Source organism: Blastopirellula sp. SH421, from assembly GCF_057808535.1.
In genome coordinates, this window is the sequence record NZ_CM173712.1 from 6,427,498 (window position 1) to 6,444,902 (window position 17,405).

Genomic DNA, 17,405 nt, shown 5'->3' on the forward strand with positions numbered 1-17,405 from the left:
TGTGGCCGAAGAATATCGCATCTTGATCATCGAAGACGAACGCTCTCACGCGGTGTTGATGAGCCGGGCATTCAACACATTCTCGACGCAATTTGAAGTCGTTATCGCCGCTTCGCTGGAAGAAGCGCGGAACGAAATCGCGCAACACCCTCCTGATCTAGCGCTGGTCGATAATATGCTGCCGGATGGCCGGGGCGTCGAGATGCTGTCGCATCGCCACCCAGAGGACCAGCAGTTTCCGATGATTGTGATGACCAGCTACGGCGACGAGCGCACTGCGGTCGAAGCGCTGAAGCGCGGTGCAATTGATTATGTTGTGAAGACGGACCATTTCTTCTCTGAACTTCCTCGCATCGCCGAACGCGCTATTCGCCAATGGCAGTTGATCTGCGACAAACGAGACGCCGAGCTGGCCCTGCGCAACAGTGAACGCCGCTATCGAGCGCTGGTTGATAACTCGCCGGTGCCGATCCTGGTGCATACCTTAGAGAAAATCGTCATGGCCAACGAGAAAGCGGTCGAATGCCTGGGGGCCGCCTCCGACACCGATCTCATTGGCCGGTCGATTGAAGACTTTATCGTGCCGGGCGAGCGTGAAATAGTTCGTAAGCGCGTTGAGAAGATGTACTCCGGCGAGTCGACCGCAGCGGCGGAACAGCACATGCTGCGTGTCGATGGTCGGATCATCGACGTTTCGGTCGCCGGAACTCCTATCGACTATCATGGTAATCCCGCATGTCAAATTGTCTTTCTTGATATTACTGAGCGCAAGCGTGCCGAACTTGCGCTGCGAATTCGCGATCGCGCGATTGCTTCGGCGACCAATGGAGTCTTTATCGTCGGCCTGACCGAAGACCAGCCCAAAATCGTCTACGGCAATCCGGCGCTCGAAGCCATGCTAGGCGTTACGACCGGAAAGCTGGAAGGGGAGAGTCTAGAGTTCTTCTGTGCCGATCCGCGAGAAAGTGAGCAGTTGCAAGCGTTGCAAAACGGTATCCGGCAGGGACTCGCGATGCAAGAGACGCTGCGTCTGGCTCGCGGTTCTGGTGAATTCGGCTGGTGCGAAATCTCAATCGCGCCGGTGCGCGATGAACGTGGCAACGCGACCCATGTAGTCGGCGTCGTCAATGACATCTCTGAGAAAATCCGCGCGGATGACGAATTACGACGACGCAATATGGAACTGGCGCATGTCGCCCGCTTAAGCACGCTGGGTGAAATCGTCGCCGGCATTGCGCATGAAGTGAATCAGCCTCTCTATGCGATCTCGAACTACGGCAGTACCTGCGTCAACTTGCTGAAATCGCAGCGGGAAGATCGCGAAGAGAACATCGCGCACTGCATCGGCCGGATTGTCGACCAGGCGACGCGCGCCGGTGAAATCATTCGGCGGTTGCGCAATTTCGCCAGTCGCACCGATCCCAAGCTGGAAATCCGTGAAATTCCTGAATTGATTCATGATTCGGTCGAATTAATTGCGCCCATGATTCGCGACAATGACGTATTCGTGCGGTATGATATGCCCGATCATTTGCCGCAGGTCAACGTTGATGCGATTCAGATCCAGCAGGTTCTGATCAATCTGATCACCAATGCATGTGAAGCGATGAAATCGGTTCCTGGTCATCGGATTGTCACGATCAGTGCCGAAGTAAAAGCAGAGATGGTTGAGCTCAGCGTGCATGATTTAGGCCCAGGACTTCCTGCCGGCGTTGATATATTTGAAGCATTCCGCACCACAAAAACTGGCGGAATGGGAATGGGTTTAGCAATTTCGCGCTCGATCATCGAGCTTCATGGCGGTAAGATTTGGTGCCAGCCGACTGACGCAGGGGCCGAGTTCCGTTTTACATTGCCGATCGCAACTGAAGGTACGGAAATAGAAAATGCCACCGACACCAACCGTGTTCATCATTGATGACGATCCAGCCGCACGCGAATCGATTGGAATGCTGATCGATTCGCTCGGACTAAAAACCGAGCAGTTTTCGTCAGCCGAAGAGTTTCTCGCAACCTTCTCCGCCGATCACTGCGGCTGCGTCATTACCGACGTACGGATGCTCGGTCTGAGCGGAGTCGAACTGCAGGAACGCTTGATTTCGATCGGCTATCGGATTCCTGTTATTTTGATCACGGCACACGCCAATACGCAAACTACGGTCCGGGCCATGCGCAACGGCGCCGTGACCTTCCTCGAAAAACCCTGCAAAGAGCAGGAAATCGTTGACGCCGTCAACGAAGCAATCAGTTTGGACGCCAAATGGCGGGCCGAGGATATCAACAAAGAAGAAGCTGAGCGACTCTTCGAGACCTGCACCGAAGGGGAAAAGGACGTCATGAAGCTGATGGTCCAAGGCAAAGCGAACAAAGTGATCGCGCGCCGACTAGACGTCAGCCTCCGAACTGTCGAAGCGCGTCGCCATAACGTCTTCAAAAAAATGGGAGTCGATAACGTTCCGGATCTGGTTCGCACAGCGATCCGCCTTGAGCAAAACATCGAACCGAGCAGCGGTGAGGATGAAGAAGACGACTAGTCGATCCTCGGTCGAGTGCTACGACTTTCCCCAGTATTGGGACCTCGCCTTTCGCGACGAAACGTTGTTCGAAGCCGACTTTGTCGAGTCGGCAGCCGAGAAGTACGCGCTGATACCCGTGCATTCGGTCCTGGAGCCCGGCTGTGGCGGAGGTCGCTTGATGGTCGAACTTGCCAACCGGGGTCACCACGTCATTGGGTTTGATCTCAGTCAGCCATCGGTTCGCTACGTGCAACATCGTTTACGCCGTCGTAAATTGCCCGGCGAAGTCTTTGTCGGCGACATGACTAATTTCACGCTGGCCAATCCGGTCGATTGCGTCGTTAATTTGGTCAATACGTTTCGCCATCTGACGACCGAGCAAACGGCGCTGGCCCATCTGCAGCAAGTGGCCGCCGTGCTCAAACCAGGCGGAATCTTCCTGCTCGGCTTTCACTTGATTCCGCTCGACGCTGATCCTGACTGCACCGAGCGCTCAACCGCCAAGCATGGCAAGACCAAAGTGACGCTGACCCTCCGCGTCATCGACTTCAACCGCCGGAAACGTCTCGAGCGCATTCGCTTCAACCTGCGCGTCAAAAGCGGTCAACGCGATCTCAAGCTGCAATCCGAGTACGACTATCGTCTCTATACGCACACCCAGTTTCTCAGCCTCCTGGCCAAGGTTCCCCAGCTAGAGTTGTGCGAAACGTTCGATTTCAACTACGACATCGACGATCCCGTCCCGCTCGATAACCAGTTATCCGATGCGGTGTTCGTGCTGCGGAAACGGGATCGTTAGGTGCTTGTTGGATTGCAGCACTAAGCTTCCACGACTGACGCCCGCTCTTCTTCCGTCGCCATTCCGGCAGAGGGCGGGCGCAACTGGAGGTTGACTAGCGTTCCATTCGCTGGCTTGGTGGATACGCCTGCTTTCACTGGATTCTCCGCGTTTTCGGCGCTGAAACGAAACAGTTTTACAAATACGCCCACGAGCAAAGCAACTTCCAATTGACCTAAATGCTTGCCAGGGCAGACGCGTGATCCGTATCCAAAGCCGAAGTGCAGTCGTTCTTTGGAGCGTGATTTATCCTCTGCAAGCTTCTCCCATCGCTCTGGGGCAAAAGCGGACGCTGCATAGCCGGTAACCGCTTCGCCCCAATGATCGGCATGCCGATTGGCATGCCATACGTCCAGCAAGATATGTGTCCCTTGCGGAATCTCCATCACTCGTCCATCCGCCGTTGTGACGCGAGTGTTCGCGGTCGCTTTTCGTGGAAGAAAATAGAGCGACGGAGTGAGGCGTAGCGTTTCTTCAAGCGCGGCGCCAAGGCAACGCGCCGACGCGAGTTGGTCAGGCGAGAAGTCGGCGATAGGAGCCACTTCTGCATATATTTTTTCTTGCCATACTTCGTTCCTCGCCAAGTGAGAGATCGCCCAGGTTGCATAAGAAGTCGTCGCTTCCAACGCTCCTGCCAAGAATACCTTGATGTTACTTCGCAGCGCATCGTTTGGCGCCTCGCTGCGTAGCTTACTCCACAAGCCGTGACCGCTTGAGCGAGCGGCTAGGACACGATCGGTTAACTCATCAAACGCCTGAAAATCTCGATCGGCCTGAGCGTAGCGACGGCTGAAGCGTGCGAGCAGCTTTCGCGACAATCCCAAGCGGTTTGTCACCGTGTCTCGCACGATATGATCGATCACTCGTTCCAGTGCAGGCACATAGTGCTCTCGCAACTCCTGGTAGTCGAACGAAGCGCCAAAGAAGCACTTCACCAGCATCTCAAGCATGAGCGCCTTGATCTCTGGTTCGATGGCAAGCTGCAGCTGCTGGGAGCCTGTTTCTTTCAGTCGCTTCCTCAGCAGTACGAGCCGCTGTTGCGCCGTTTGCCGAAGCGTCTCTGAGAAGTCTTGGAAAATCTCAACCTGAAATAACGCCGTCTTGCCGAAAGGTGCTGCGGATACTTTGCGCTGACGCCGCCACATCACGCCGTTGCCAAACAGCAGCGTATCCTCTCCCGTCGCTCGAGCAATTCCCGTTGATGGCAGCGTGTCACGATCGAACTCTCCTTCGCGGTCGCCGGTGGCGGTAAGAATCGCCCTAATAATCCCTGGATCGCGGGTCACGAGCACCGGATCCCAGCCCGGTACTTGGAGATATCGATTGTGTCGCCCAGATCCCGTTTCTTCGTCAGCACGCCAAAAGAAGGTTTCGAGAATCTCGATGGGACGCTGATAATTTCCAGGATGCGGGAAGGGCAGGGTGGGTCGCCCTGCGTGCCAAAGAAGTGGAACGCGGCTTGGTTGGCAGTCGCCGCCGAAAGGATTTTTGCCCATAGATAACTTCCGCAATAACAAGCTGAATCAAGAGATGACGCACACCGTTTCGCCAACACATGAGGAGAAACGGAACCCAATCGCCAATCCGCATCCGAGGACCTATTGTCGTTTAATGATGCTGGCTAATCAATGAACGCGGATTCGACCTCGATTTGAGCTAGAATGTATGTGGTAATTTTGGCATCCGCTTCCTAATACGCCTCTTATTCGCACTTGCCATGACAGTTCTCGACCACGTGATGCGATGGGCGTTGGCGCCTGCCGGGCGTCAGTTTCAGCACGCAATTCGCAATCCAGAGCAAGCCAAAAGCACCCTCTGGCGTTCGATCTGGAGTGAGGTTGGCGCCAGCCCTTTCTGGCGTCAGCATGGTCACTCTGACAACTTGGATGATTTTCCCATTCGCGAATATGAGGAGTTTCAGCCGAGCATCGAAATAGGCTTCGAATCAGGCACGAGCCAGCTTTCTACTCTGCCGGTGCTCTACTATGCGACGACCGGCGCCACCACGTCGAAACGTCCGAAGCGGTTCCCTTATACACGTTCGTATGCGCGACAGATGAAAGCGGTAGGATCGAGTTACGCTTGGAGCGTGCTGCGGCGAGTACGCGACCTGCAACTAGCCGGAAGCCTGACTTTAACGAGCTCGGCGCCTCAAGAGCTCTCTCCCCATGGGATCCCGATTGGCTATGCGAGCTGGTATGCGTTGCACTTGCAAGGCGCTGTGGGGCGCAGGATCTCTCCGATCCCGACCGCAGTACTTGCCGACGACGAGCTGTATCAAGAATGGGGTCCCCTTTACGCATTATCCCGTGACCTTGGACAAATTGCGGCGGTAAATGCGGCCAAGCTTCGCGCGTTTGTCGAGCACATCCAGCAACGACTTGATCCTTGGAGCGACTACCTCAACGGCAAATCCTTACCAAAGGGACTTCCGCCGCTTCAAGTCAATGCACGCCGTCGGCGCTTGCTGAATCAGGTGCTCAACCAGCCTCAATTCGCCTTCGCTGAAATTTGGCCGGCGCTGCGAAATATCAGTTGTTGGCGTGCCGGAGTAAGCGGCTTGCAGATTCCGACGATCAAGCCTTGGGTGGGCGATGTGCCGCTCCGCGACGCACCGCTGGCGTGCACCGAAGCCTGGCTGACGGTTCCACTGTGGGATGATCGCATTGGAGGTCCGCTGCACACAGACGCCAACATCGTAGAAATGCTGCCGGTCGGCTCAAACGAGGTGCGTGACATTCTCCAGCCATGGGATCTCACAGAAAATCAGGACTATGAACTACTACTGACGACCAGCATGGGGTTGATCCGCTATCGCGTTCACGATGTGGTTCGCTGCACCGGATTTGTCGAGCGTTCTCCGGTTCTTGAGTTCCGCCACAAGACGGCATTTACGCTGCGCTTAGGGCAAGTGGGAATTGCCGAGAGCGATTTGACGACGGTCCTAGCTGAACTCGGGCAAGAGCCTGCACCAACTTGGTGCGTGGTCAGTAACCGGACAGGAGACGGCTTGCGTTTGATCGTGAAGGGAGCAGGGGAAGGACGGACGCACGACACGGCAACTTCGCAGGCGGAGAGCCTAAAGCAGCTGTTGGGTCGGCTTGACCAAAAACTTCGCGACCTGCTGCCGGTCTACAACCATGACCGCCAAGTGGACTGGATGAAGCCGCCGGTTCTGGAAATGATTCCTGCCGAGCACGAAATCTGGGACCAGCCAACTCACGCCCAGGCCAAACCCAAATTGTTGCTTCCCAGCTTCGTCGACTAGCCGCGGTCAGAACACGGCAGGAAACATCACCCAGAAGACCACCATCGGCGACGGCAGCTACCAGGTCGATCGATTTCCACCGCTGCGATTTCTGCAATTTATCGCTAAAAGTGAGTGCGGACGGTGTGCACTCACGGGATCCGATCTGACCAATCCGTTGCATTTTGTATGTTTACGGAAGTCTCATCAGCGTCCAAAGAAAAGCCGCAAGCTCTTACAAGCTAACGGCTTCATCGCAGTGCGGATGGAGGGGCTCGAACCCCCAACCCTCGGTTTCGAAGACCGATGCTCTATCCAATTGAGCTACATCCGCAAATTGGGCTTCTCGCCCACATAACGCTGCCTAGGCGAGAGATCCCGCTCGACAGAACCGCAAATAATACCATCTTGTTCGCTCGCAGCAAATGGCGCCAACACCACGAAATGCCCGAATCAGCGCTATACTCGCCTTGACGGCCGGCTTGCGCAATAATAGAAGACTTTCCTGCAATTGGGTTCACGCGCGCAGCAAATTCTTATCATGGCGCTGGTTACATTACGCATCATCGACGGCGCAGATCGCGGCTCGGTGTTTGATCATCTTGAAACTCCGGTAACCATTGGCCGCGAAGAGGGGAATACCCTTCAACTCAAAGACGAGCGAGTCAGCCGGTTTCATATCAAAATCCAGGAAGATCATGGCAAAATTGTCCTGGCCGACCTCGAAAGCACCAACGGCACGCGCGTCAACGGCGAGGATATCCATCTGCGCATCTTGCGCTATGGTGACATGATCCATGTCGGTCGCTCGGTCATTCTGTATGGTTCTGAAGACGAAATCGCAGATCGACTTGCCCAGCTGCGCGTCCAGCGACAAAAAGAACGGGGCGAAGAAGATCCGACGCAAGGACCAATGGGCCCCGGCGACAGCGCCTCGTCGCTTGAATTTGAGCTCAACTGGAACAACCACGAAGAAGACCTCCAAGCCGCAATCTACTCGCTTGAGCCACCTGAACTCCCCGAGCGCCTCAGCCCGGCCCAAGCCGCTCAACTGGCCGAACTGCTCGAGTACGTTCACATTCGGATTCGTCATCTGCTGCTATCGGTCGAAATTAACGACGCGGCCGAAAAAGTCGCGCTCGATACCCGCGAATGGCAAAACCTGCTCGACCTGCAAGCCCGCATCTCGGTGCTGCTTCGTCGCATCGGCGATCCCGGCGAGTAACTGCGCTTCGCGCCACTTTGAATCCTGACTCCAACCCTGAAAATAGTAGCCCGAGGCGCGCTTTCGAGGGAATGCGGTTGGCTACTTCTAGCCGTGTCCGAATTACCAGCCGCTTCCCCTTGGCTCGCGCCTTTTGAGGTTGCGCTATTTCGAACCGTTAGGACACTAGCCCGCCAGCGCCAGCGAGGGAATCCGGTCGCTACTTCAGGCCGAGTTGGCGTCGCCAAGCGGATTCCCTCGCTGGCGCTGCGGGCTAGTGGGAACGTTTTCGACTTCGTTCCTACCGCGTTTTTCCGTTCTTCATCCGTGGCTTTGCCGCGTTCCATTCTTGCTGGGGCGAATAGCGCAACTTAAAAGGCGCGCTTTCGAGGGAAAACGTTTGGCTACTTCTAGCCGTGTTCGAATTGCCAGCCGCTTTCCCTTGGCTTGCGCCGCGGGCTACTATTTTTCCATGTGGGCTCAAACGCAACATGGCAACCCCCAGCAAGCTGACCAATGCTCTCTTCGCCCAACGTGCACCGCATTCTTATTCCAATTTAACGCTCCGCAGTCGCAGCGCGTTGCCAATCACCGAGACCGAGCTAAAGCTCATCGCCGCGGCGGCGATCATCGGATTGAGCAGCAAATGTTCTGATATCGGATACAAGACGCCAGCGGCGATCGGGATGCCGATCACGTTGTAGGCGAACGCAAAAAACAGATTTTGGCGAATGTTCTGCATCGTGCGGCGACTTAGTTGCACGCTGCGCACGATGCCTCGCAAATCTCCTTGCACCAGCGTTACTCCTGCCGATTGGATCGCCACATCCGATCCGGCGCCCATCGCAATCCCCACGTCGGCCGCCGCCAGCGCCGGCGCATCGTTCACGCCGTCACCGGCCATCGCGACGATCCCCCCTTCGGCTTTTAGCTTCGCGATTCGTTCTTGTTTCTCCGCAGGTCGAACCTCGGCCGTATAGTCGTCGATGCCCAGTTGTTGGGCGACTGCTGCCGCAGTCCGCTGATTATCGCCGGTCAGCATGATCACCTTCAGACCCAAGTCATGCAGTTGGCGAATTGCGTCCGGCGTCGACTCTTTGATCGGATCGGCGACCGCAACCAAGCCGGCCAATTTTCCATCGACCGCGACAAACATCACCGTCCGCCCCTGGGTTTGCAGCTCAGCCGCTCGCTCGTTCAATGCGGCAGCATTTTCGATGGTTCTTTCTTCGAACAAGGCCGCATTGCCGATCAGCACTTGCCGCTGTTCGACTTCGCCGCTGACGCCGCCGCCGGGAATAGAGTCAAAGTTGGCGACGCTCGGCAGTTCGATCCCTTGCTGTTGCGCGCCGGTGACAATCGAGCGAGCCAGCGGATGTTCACTATGCTGCTCTACGGCGGCCGCCATCCGCAGCATGCCGCTGGGCGAGACCTTTTCGAGCGACTCAAACTCGGTCAGCTGCGGCTTGCCGGCGGTTAAGGTGCCGGTTTTATCAACAACGATCGTATTGACTTTTTCCATCCGCTCCAAAACTTCGGCATCCTTTACCAGCACCCCTTCTGACGCTCCCCGGCCGACACCGACCATGATGGACATCGGCGTCGCCAGGCCCAGCGCACAAGGGCACGCGATAATTAGCACCGCCACCGCGTTAACCAACGCCCAGGCCAACGCTTCCTCAGGCGGTCCCAAAATGGTCCACGCCACAAACGTGATCACCGCAACCGCCAAGACCGCCGGCACAAAGTACCCGGCGACCTGATCGGCGACGCGCTGAATCGGCGCTCGGCTCCGCTGAGCGTTGGCGACCATGTCGACAATGTGCGACAACATCGTCTCCTCGCCCACTTTTTCTGCTTCCATCAAAAAGGATCCGGTTCCATTGACCGTGCCGCCGATTACTTCCTCTCCGGCCGATTTCTTTACTGGACTGGGCTCGCCGGTCAGCATCGACTCGTCCACGTTACTCTCCCCTTCGGTCACGCGCCCGTCGACCGGGATCTTTTCGCCGGGGCGTACGCGCAGCAAATCGCCGGTTTGCACTTCGTCTAGATCGACGTCCGTTTCTTTGCCGTCCCGCACGCGATGCGCCGTCGGCGGAGCCAGCGAGATCAAAGCGCGAATCGCGCCGCTTGTTTTCTTGCGAGCCCTCAGTTCCAACACTTGCCCCAACAGCACCAGCGCGGTGATCACCGCCGCCGCTTCAAAATAAACTTCGACTTGGCCAGCGTGTTTGAAAGCAGCAGGGATCACATCAGGCGCCAACACCGCGATTAAACTATAGAGATAAGCGGCGCCGGTACCGACGGCGATCAGCGTAAACATGTTCAAATGGCCGGTCACCAAAGAACGCCCGCCGCGAACGAAGAACGGCCAGCCTGCCCATAACACCACCGGCGTGCTGAGCGCCAATTGCACCCAGGCGTAACCCGATCCTAGCCAAGCATCAAACGGGACGCCGACCATCGGCCCCATCGCCAGCACAAACACCGGCAACGCCAAGGCCGTTGCGATCCAAAATCGCAACGTCATGTCGTTCAGTTCATCGTCTTCGTGATCCTCCTCTTGTACGGCGACCTGCTTTTTCTCGAGATCCATGCCGCACTTCGGACACGACCCGGGATGATCCTGCTCGATCTCGGGGTGCATCGGACAAGTGTAGATCGGTTTCTGCTTGGCCTTGGCCGCCGAGCGATTCGGCTCTAGCGCCATCCCGCACTTAGGACAACTCCCCGGCTTGTCACTTTCGACGCCAGGGCACATCGGACAAATGTACGCCGCAGTCGACGCCGATTGCGGTGATTTATTTGGAGCCGCGGTCGACAGTTGCGTCAGCTCTACAGCATGACCATCAGGCCGTTTGCTGGCAGCTGCATCTTGGCCAGCCCCATGGCAACAAGAGTGGCCAGCCGTTTCGGCCGCAGGAGCCGACTTCGCGTGTTGCGCAGCAAACTTGGTTTGACAGTGTTCGCAGCAAAAGTAGAAAGTCTCTCCATCCCGCTCGAGACGAAGCGCCTTGTCGGGATCGACATCCATTCCACAGATCGGATCTTTCGCCATTTTCGCAACTCCTACGGCAATACTGCTCTACATCAATGCTTGTTTGCTGCATCTATTGTTTCCGATGCCGCAAACAAGGGAAGTGTGCATGCAAGCAGCGGAAGAGGGTCCGCGGACCGGACCAGACCGCCACATTTTTTTTATCGCACAACAAATCACAAAATTGGGTGGCCCAGCCAGGCTGTTCAAGCCTGGCTGGGTTGCGTCAGCAACAAGATGCCGCGCCATGCGGTCGCAATGTTTTTTAACTTCCTCCTTCTGAGACATTCATCCCAACGGTGGATTGCGCAAACCGGTGGTTTGTATAGCGGACCCTACGTCGAATTTTTTTCTTGCTGCGTTGAAGACATGCTCATTCGGCGAAGACGCCGTAAGAGCCGAGGCGCCGGGATTTGCGGCGGACTGGACCGTCGGATTTTTTTGCCGCCTGGCGCTGGAATCGGTCGGTTGCTTCAACCTTGTTGGTCGTTTCGATCGTTCCAGGCCCAACGGGCCGACATAAAATAGCCCTGGGCGCTCGTCGCGGCAGCGACGGAGCCCTGGGTTTTTGTCACCTCAGGTGACGTTGACGTTGGACATGATCTTCGAAACTACCGACTCAAACGTCAGCATTTTATTGGATTACGTCGCCCTAGGGCTGCGTCGCTCGGAAGCGACTTACCCTAGGCTATTTTATGTCGGCCCGTTGGGCCTGGATTTGGGTCGCTAGTTGCAACGGGGGAATTGTTTTTCTTGCCGCATTGAAGACATGCTCATTTGGCGAAGTAAGAGCATGACACCGGGATTTGCGCCGGACTGGACCGTCGGATTTTTTTGCCGCCTGGCGCTGGAATCGGTCGGTTGCTTCAACCTTGTTGGTCGTTTCGATCGTTCCAGGCCCAACGGGCCGACATAAAATAGCCCTGGGCGCTCGTCGCGGCAGCGACGGAGCCCTGGGTTTTTGTCACCTCATGTGACGTTGACGTTGGACATGATCTTCGAAACTACCGACTCAAACGTCAGCATTTTATTGGATTACGTCGCCCTAGGGCTGCGTCGCTCGGAAGCGACTTACCCTAGGCTATTTTATGTCGGCCCGTTGGGCCTGGATTTGGGGGCGCTAGTTGCAACGGGGGAATTGTTTTTCCTGCCGCGTTGAAGACATCCTCATTCGGCGAAGACGCCGTAAGAGCCGAGGCGCCGGGATTTGCGCCGGAGCGGACTGGACGGTTCCATTTTTTTCTGGTGGGTCGATGCGATCGTTCCAGCGGTAGGTGGCGATACGATTTTTGGTTTGTTCGTTCTTCTGAACGGAGCCCTCTTTGAGTAGTCGATCCCAGGTGGCTGCGAGTTGGGTGCCGTTCATCCCGCATTGCTTGCGGATGTATGTTTTGGTTGCTTGGCCTGGTGCGGCGCGCTGGATCGCGGCCTGAATTTTTTCTACGCGCCGTTGTTCACTAGCTTCCGCCGCCGAGGCCGCTGCTTCATCTTTCAACGAATCGAGATCGCGCAGCGTGACGCGCCAACTTCGGCCGTCCGGATCTTGCAGGCGCCCTTCTTCGATATCAACGCCCCAAACTCCTCCTTGGCCGGCAGTTCCGCTGAGGGTCAGTTGCAACTGATGCAAGCCGCTGCCGGGTTCATAATTTTCGCGCCGCTGAATCAACATCCATTGCCGCGCAAAATCCAAACTCTCGGCAACATCGGTCGCCGCGCTGCACCCGCGCGGGATCGCTTTGCGCGACTGACAACACAAAATCGGCGTTGCGCCGGCCTGGATGCAACAGCGGGCCAGCGCGCGCAGTTGCTCGCCTTGTTTTCGTTTGCCGGTCGAGCTTAAACGAATCGCATCAATCACAACAACTTCCAATTGATTGCTTCGAATCCAATCGACGATCGGCTTAATATTCTTCGGATCGGCGGCGTCGTCGATCGACAACGACCACATCATATTCGACAAATTACGGGGTTCTACGTTGCTTGCAGCGCTCCACCGCTGCGACAGATTGATCAGTGCTTGCCGCTCATCGCCGCTGCTGACAAAGCCAGCGCGAAACGCGCGTTCAACGGCGAATTGGCCCAAAATTTTGCCGCCGCTCGCCAGCGCCGCGCAGAGATCGACGGCGATCGAAGACTTCATACTTTTGCTGGGGCCGACGATGACCGCCGGTTCGTTTTGCACAAACATCTGCGGCGCCAACCAGCGCAGCGGCTCTTGCTGCTGGATCAATTCTTCCGTCGTTAGTGATTGAAAACGATGACTGCCGCTGCAGTCAATCGGCGTGATTTCGCCGTTGTGCGACAACAGTTCGGTCGCCGTGGGGCGTTTGGCGTATCGCTTCTCCAGGATTGTGGTGTACTGCTCAAATTTTTTGACTTGGCCCCCGCACTGTAAGACGTTGTCCAACACCGAGATCGCGCCACTTTCCATATAACCCAGGGGCCACATTTGGTCGATCAACGAGGCAAGTTCGCTACAGCAAATCCCGCGCTGTTGCAGTTTGAGCATCGCGGCATAGATATCTTGGTGGTGTTGAAATTGGAAATATTCAAGGTTCAGCTTGGTCTTGGAAAACAAGTCAGGCCGAATCAAAACCGAGGTGAGCCACTGCGCTTCGACGATTTCGTCGCGCGTAAGATCGCGAGTTTGAGGGCCGAACGGCAGCGCCAACGGATCTGCCCGCAACCGCTGGATCTGCCCCCGAAGACTCTCGATGTTCATCGAGTTTTTCTCCGTGAAAAGGTGAGTGAAGTCAAAGTCTTAACAACAGCCAAATCGATCTTGGAGCTAGTCGATCCAAAATTAGTGCGCAACCTCCAGCGCTTTTTGAGTTGTGGGAGAGGAAAAGAAATAGAACACGGAGACCGCGGATGAAGAACGGAAAACGCGGTAGGAATTAAGTCAAAAACGTGACACTAGCCCGCAGCGCCAGCGAGGGAAAACGCTTGGCGATTCCAATCCGGTTCGAACTAACCAGACAGATTCACTCGCTCGTGCTTTTTGAAGTTGCGCTGTTTAACAGGTTCGTAAGAAATGGAACACGGATACCGCGGATGAAGAACGGAAAACGCGGTAGGAAATAAGTCAAAAACGTTCACACTAGCCCGCAGCGCCAGCGAGGGAAAACGCTTGGCGATTCCAATCCGGATCGAACCAACCAGACAGATTCACTCGCTCGTACTTTTTGAAGTTGCGTTGTTTAACAGGTTCGTAAGAAATGGAACACGGAGACCGCGGATGAAGGACGGAAAAACACGGAAAATACCGTGGGTAAAAGGGAGTTGTGATGGTTTACGGTGATCGATTATTCTGCAACGTTTGTTTGACGCGTTACCTGGCGCGAATTGAAGGGATTTTTGTTTGGATACATCCAACCGTGCCGGCGCCAGCACCGATTGCGTGAATACATAATACATAAAGTCTTAGACTTTGTCAAGGCTTGTTTTTGCACTTTTTCCTGCCGGAGCGAGATCCTACGTGGCCGCGTTAGAATCGCCGCATCATGAAGCGAGACGCAGAGTTGGGGCAATCTGGCAGGATGCGGCGCCGGCGAGAGAGAGGGCGGTTGCCGCGATTGGATCCAACGTCAACGTGAAGACGCACACCCAGGGCTGCGTCGCTGCACGACGAGCGCCCTGGGCTATTTTATGTCGGCCCGTTGGGCCTGGATTTGGCGAGTGATTTTGTGGGCGCGCTCAACCGTGGCAACGGTGGGTTGCGCAAACCGGCAAGGCGGTTGAAGGATGGTTGCGTTGGTTTCGGTTTTTGCTTCACCCACCCTACGCTGGAATTTTTTTTGACCGCGTTGAAGAGTAGGCTCATTCGGCGTAGACGCCGTGAGAGTTGTGGCCGCCCCGCTTTCTGCTTTAGAACGACAGGCAGCATGGGGGTGAGATGAGGGTTTCGTAGAAGCGTTCGGCTAGTGGGATCTGGAGGGCGGTAGTGCGATCGTAGACCACTTTGCCGTCGACGATCACGGCGATTACGTGCGTTGTTTGTTCCAACGGATCGCCGTCATACAGCACGATGTCGGCCACTTTGCCGGCTTCTAGGCTGCCGAAGCGATCGTCGATTTTTAAGATTTTAGCGGCGTCAAGCGTTAACGCTTGCAGGGCTCGCTCAAAGCCGAGACCATGCGCAGCGGCGAGTCCTGCTTCGAGTCGCACGACGAATGTCTTGGGGACATACCCTTCGAAACCACTTCCCATCGCCACCGGAATTCCTTGTTCGACGAGATACGCGGCGTTGGTGGTCAACGTGTTAATCGTGCTGAGATCGCCGCTTTTTTGCTGCGTGGGATGGACTAAAATCGGTACGCCGGCTTCTTTGATGGCAGCGGCGACGCGATATGCTTCGGTCGCTAAGCCTAATTGCAGATCAAAATGAAACTCATCGGCCAGTCGCAGCGCCGTTTGCAGATCGTCGGCCCGATCGGCGACAAATAGCGCCGGCAGTTTTTTGTCGAGCACGTCGGCCAGTGGATCTTTGGACATGTCCGGCACGACTTCTTCTTTGTTATCCAGCTTCTTTTGTCGCTCGCGACGATAGTTGCCGGCGTCTGACAATGTTTTGCGCAATCCGGCGGTGACGCCCATGCGAGTATCGCCCCCTCCGTGACCTTTGGCGTCGTTGCCCAGATTAAAGACCATTGCCTGAGGAAATCGGACGGTCATCTCGGTGACATCGGTTCCGTGCGTGCGGAAGAGCCCTGACTGGCCGGCGATCACATTGCGGCGGCCTGGGCAAGAGTGAACTAGCGTGATGCCGTTGGCCAGCAGATGCCGCAGCAGCGGTTCGCTGGGATTGAAGCCGTCGGTCGCGCGGAGATCGGGATGGGATGCTCCCCCTTTTTCGTTGGCCTCTTGATCGGCGTCGATGTTGTACATGCCTGACAACGGCACCGAACTGTACGCGTCAATCAAACCTGGCGTGATCGCCGCGGCTTCGATGACCGCAACATCTTTTGGAAATTTGAATCCCTTGCGAGGACCGACATGCTGCAGCTTGCCATCCTTGACGTGGACCACCCCATTTTTGATTGGCTCGCCAGAGACGGTATGGACCAAGCCGGCGACCACCACATACTCGGTGGCCTGGTTATCTGGTCGCTGGGCGCCTTTTGGCAACTTGGAGGCTGGCTGCGCAGCCAGCGGCGGAGCGATTGGCTCGAAGAAGGGAACCGTGGTTGAGCTCGGCAAGGCGAAACCGCCGATCTGATAACGCTGTTGCTCTGCGTTTTGCAGATCAAAGACGCGCTCGCCGTTGATATAGGTTTGCAGCACGCGGGTATAAATGCTGAACGGTTCGCCGCTGAGCACGACGAAGTCGGCGTCTTTGCCCACTTCTAGCGAGCCGATCTGCTTGTCCAAGTGCATCGCTTGGGCGGCGTGCAGCGTAACAGCGCGCAGCGCGGTTTCTTCAGGCAATCCACCGCGAACCGCGGTGGCGGCGGTGCGAAGCAAGAACCGGCTGTCGGTCACGGGATCGTCGGTATTGATCACCACTTTGACGCCAGCTTCGTTGAGCAGCGCGGCGGTCTCGTCATACCACTGGACGGTTTCGGGCTTGCCGCCGGGGCTATCGACAATGGTGTGCGACACGATCGCGCCCGACTTGGCGATCTGATCGAGAACCTTGAACGCTTCGGTTCCGTGCTGAATGACAAGCTCAAACCCAAATTCTGCTTTCAAGCGGAGCGTCGCCAAAATGTCATCGGCGCGATGCGTATGAAAATGAACGGTGCGGCGGCCATCTAGCACTTCTACCAGCGGTTCCATCGCCAGATCGACGCTCGGCGGATCGGGGGTCTCGCCGGCGGCCAGCTTTTTACGGTACTCGGTCCATTTGTCTCGGTATTGTTGCGCTTTCAAAAATTCGCTGCGCTGCATTGCGGCGATTTTCATACGGGTCGCCGGCGATTGTCCGCGACCGCCGTACACGCCTTTGGGATTGTCGCCGTTTGCCATTTTGAGGCCGCCGAGATTTTCGGGAGTTGCGAGCGACATCGCCGTAGGACTGTGGCCGCTTAGTTTGAGATAGATCGTTTGGCCGCCGATCACGTTGGCGCTGCCAGGCATGACGTTGGCGGTGGTGACTCCACCCGATTGGGCGATCCGAATGCTGGGGTCAAACGGATTGAGCGAATCAAGGGCGCGAACGATCGACTGAACGGGGCCGCTGACTTCGTTGGCGTCATTGCCGCCGCCGGGACGCCCAAACAGGCCGATATGCGAATGCGAGTCGACCAGGCCGGGGATGATCACCTGACCGCTCAGATCGATCTCGGTGGCGTCCTGGGGAGTTTTTATCTGCTTGGAATCACCCACGGCGACGATCTTGCCGCTGGAAATGACCATTGCGCCGGGATCGTAGGTTTGGCCGGCGGCGGTCACGATTTTGGCTCCGCGATAGACAATCGCAGGCGAATCGCCGCCGTAGAGGTTTCCGGCCATCAACGCTAGCGCCAGCATCACGCCCCAATTCCGCATGATCTACTCTCCCGATGGTAATTCTTAAGTGCAACCGTCAATTGTAGTTCACGCTATCTCGCGGCGCCTCC

At 56.4% G+C, this 17,405-nt stretch carries 9 protein-coding genes and 1 tRNA gene; 5 read left to right on the forward strand and 5 right to left on the reverse strand.

Features of this window, described 5'->3' with window-relative positions; translation table 11 throughout:
* The first annotated feature begins 1 nt into the window (after window position 1).
* The 3 genes from SH421x_RS26060 to SH421x_RS26070 are packed head-to-tail and all read left to right on the forward strand — an operon-like array spanning window position 2 to window position 3,315.
* Entirely contained in the window at window positions 2-1,918 is a 1,917-nt protein-coding gene (locus SH421x_RS26060; RefSeq protein ID WP_488852951.1) for a PAS domain S-box protein, read from the forward strand.
* Window positions 1,887-2,534 (forward strand): response regulator transcription factor, encoded by a 648-nt coding sequence (locus tag SH421x_RS26065; protein WP_488852952.1) that lies wholly within the window; start codon window positions 1,887-1,889, stop codon window positions 2,532-2,534. Before SH421x_RS26060 ends, SH421x_RS26065 begins: the two co-directional genes overlap by 32 nt.
* The gene (locus tag SH421x_RS26070; RefSeq protein ID WP_488852953.1) at window positions 2,518-3,315 is read left to right on the forward strand and encodes an SAM-dependent methyltransferase; all 798 of its coding nucleotides are present in this window, start codon (window positions 2,518-2,520) and stop codon (window positions 3,313-3,315) included. Before SH421x_RS26065 ends, SH421x_RS26070 begins: the two co-directional genes overlap by 17 nt.
* 20 nt (window positions 3,316-3,335) lie before the next feature.
* On the opposite strand, the gene SH421x_RS26075 is transcribed toward SH421x_RS26070, so the two are convergent.
* Entirely contained in the window at window positions 3,336-4,850 is a 1,515-nt protein-coding gene (locus tag SH421x_RS26075; RefSeq protein ID WP_488852954.1) for a cytochrome P450, read from the reverse strand.
* A 221-nt stretch (window positions 4,851-5,071) separates the two neighbouring features.
* Between SH421x_RS26075 and SH421x_RS26080 the strand changes: the two genes are divergently transcribed.
* Window positions 5,072-6,622, forward strand: coding sequence for a GH3 family acyl-acid amido synthetase (locus SH421x_RS26080; RefSeq protein ID WP_488852956.1), 1,551 nt, complete (start codon window positions 5,072-5,074; stop codon window positions 6,620-6,622).
* Window positions 6,623-6,861: 239 nt separating this feature from the next.
* Here the strand turns inward: SH421x_RS26080 and SH421x_RS26085 are convergent.
* Window positions 6,862-6,935, reverse strand: a tRNA-Arg gene (locus SH421x_RS26085).
* A 207-nt stretch (window positions 6,936-7,142) separates the two neighbouring features.
* Between SH421x_RS26085 and SH421x_RS26090 the strand changes: the two genes are divergently transcribed.
* Window positions 7,143-7,826: an FHA domain-containing protein gene (locus SH421x_RS26090; protein ID WP_488852957.1), complete on the forward strand. Its 684-nt coding sequence runs from the start codon at window positions 7,143-7,145 to the stop codon at window positions 7,824-7,826.
* Window positions 7,827-8,352: 526 nt separating this feature from the next.
* Here the strand turns inward: SH421x_RS26090 and SH421x_RS26095 are convergent.
* From SH421x_RS26095 to SH421x_RS26105, 3 genes are all read right to left on the reverse strand, one after another.
* A complete protein-coding gene (locus SH421x_RS26095) occupies window positions 8,353-10,866 on the reverse strand; it encodes a heavy metal translocating P-type ATPase (RefSeq protein ID WP_488852959.1) in 2,514 nt (837 codons plus the stop codon).
* A gap of 1,099 nt (window positions 10,867-11,965) precedes the next feature.
* Window positions 11,966-13,567, reverse strand: coding sequence for an AAA family ATPase (locus tag SH421x_RS26100; RefSeq protein ID WP_488852960.1), 1,602 nt, complete (start codon window positions 13,565-13,567; stop codon window positions 11,966-11,968).
* 1,145 nt (window positions 13,568-14,712) lie between these two features.
* Window positions 14,713-17,334, reverse strand: a complete 2,622-nt coding sequence (locus SH421x_RS26105; RefSeq protein ID WP_488852961.1) for an amidohydrolase family protein — start codon at window positions 17,332-17,334, stop codon at window positions 14,713-14,715.
* Window positions 17,335-17,405 lie beyond the last annotated feature (71 nt).

Bases quoted from the DNA above. Each gene is read 5' to 3' on its own strand.
- SH421x_RS26065 (WP_488852952.1), top strand. From the start codon at position 1,887: ATGCCACCGACACCAACCGTGTTCATCATTGATGACGATCCAGCCGCA.
- SH421x_RS26100 (WP_488852960.1), bottom strand. From the start codon at position 13,567: ATGAACATCGAGAGTCTTCGGGGGCAGATCCAGCGGTTGCGGGCAGAT.
- SH421x_RS26090 (WP_488852957.1), top strand. From the start codon at position 7,143: ATGGCGCTGGTTACATTACGCATCATCGACGGCGCAGATCGCGGCTCG.
- SH421x_RS26080 (WP_488852956.1), top strand. From the start codon at position 5,072: ATGACAGTTCTCGACCACGTGATGCGATGGGCGTTGGCGCCTGCCGGG.
- SH421x_RS26105 (WP_488852961.1), bottom strand. From the start codon at position 17,334: ATGCGGAATTGGGGCGTGATGCTGGCGCTAGCGTTGATGGCCGGAAAC.
- SH421x_RS26070 (WP_488852953.1), top strand. From the start codon at position 2,518: ATGAAGAAGACGACTAGTCGATCCTCGGTCGAGTGCTACGACTTTCCC.
- SH421x_RS26075 (WP_488852954.1), bottom strand. From the start codon at position 4,850: ATGGGCAAAAATCCTTTCGGCGGCGACTGCCAACCAAGCCGCGTTCCA.
- SH421x_RS26095 (WP_488852959.1), bottom strand. From the start codon at position 10,866: ATGGCGAAAGATCCGATCTGTGGAATGGATGTCGATCCCGACAAGGCG.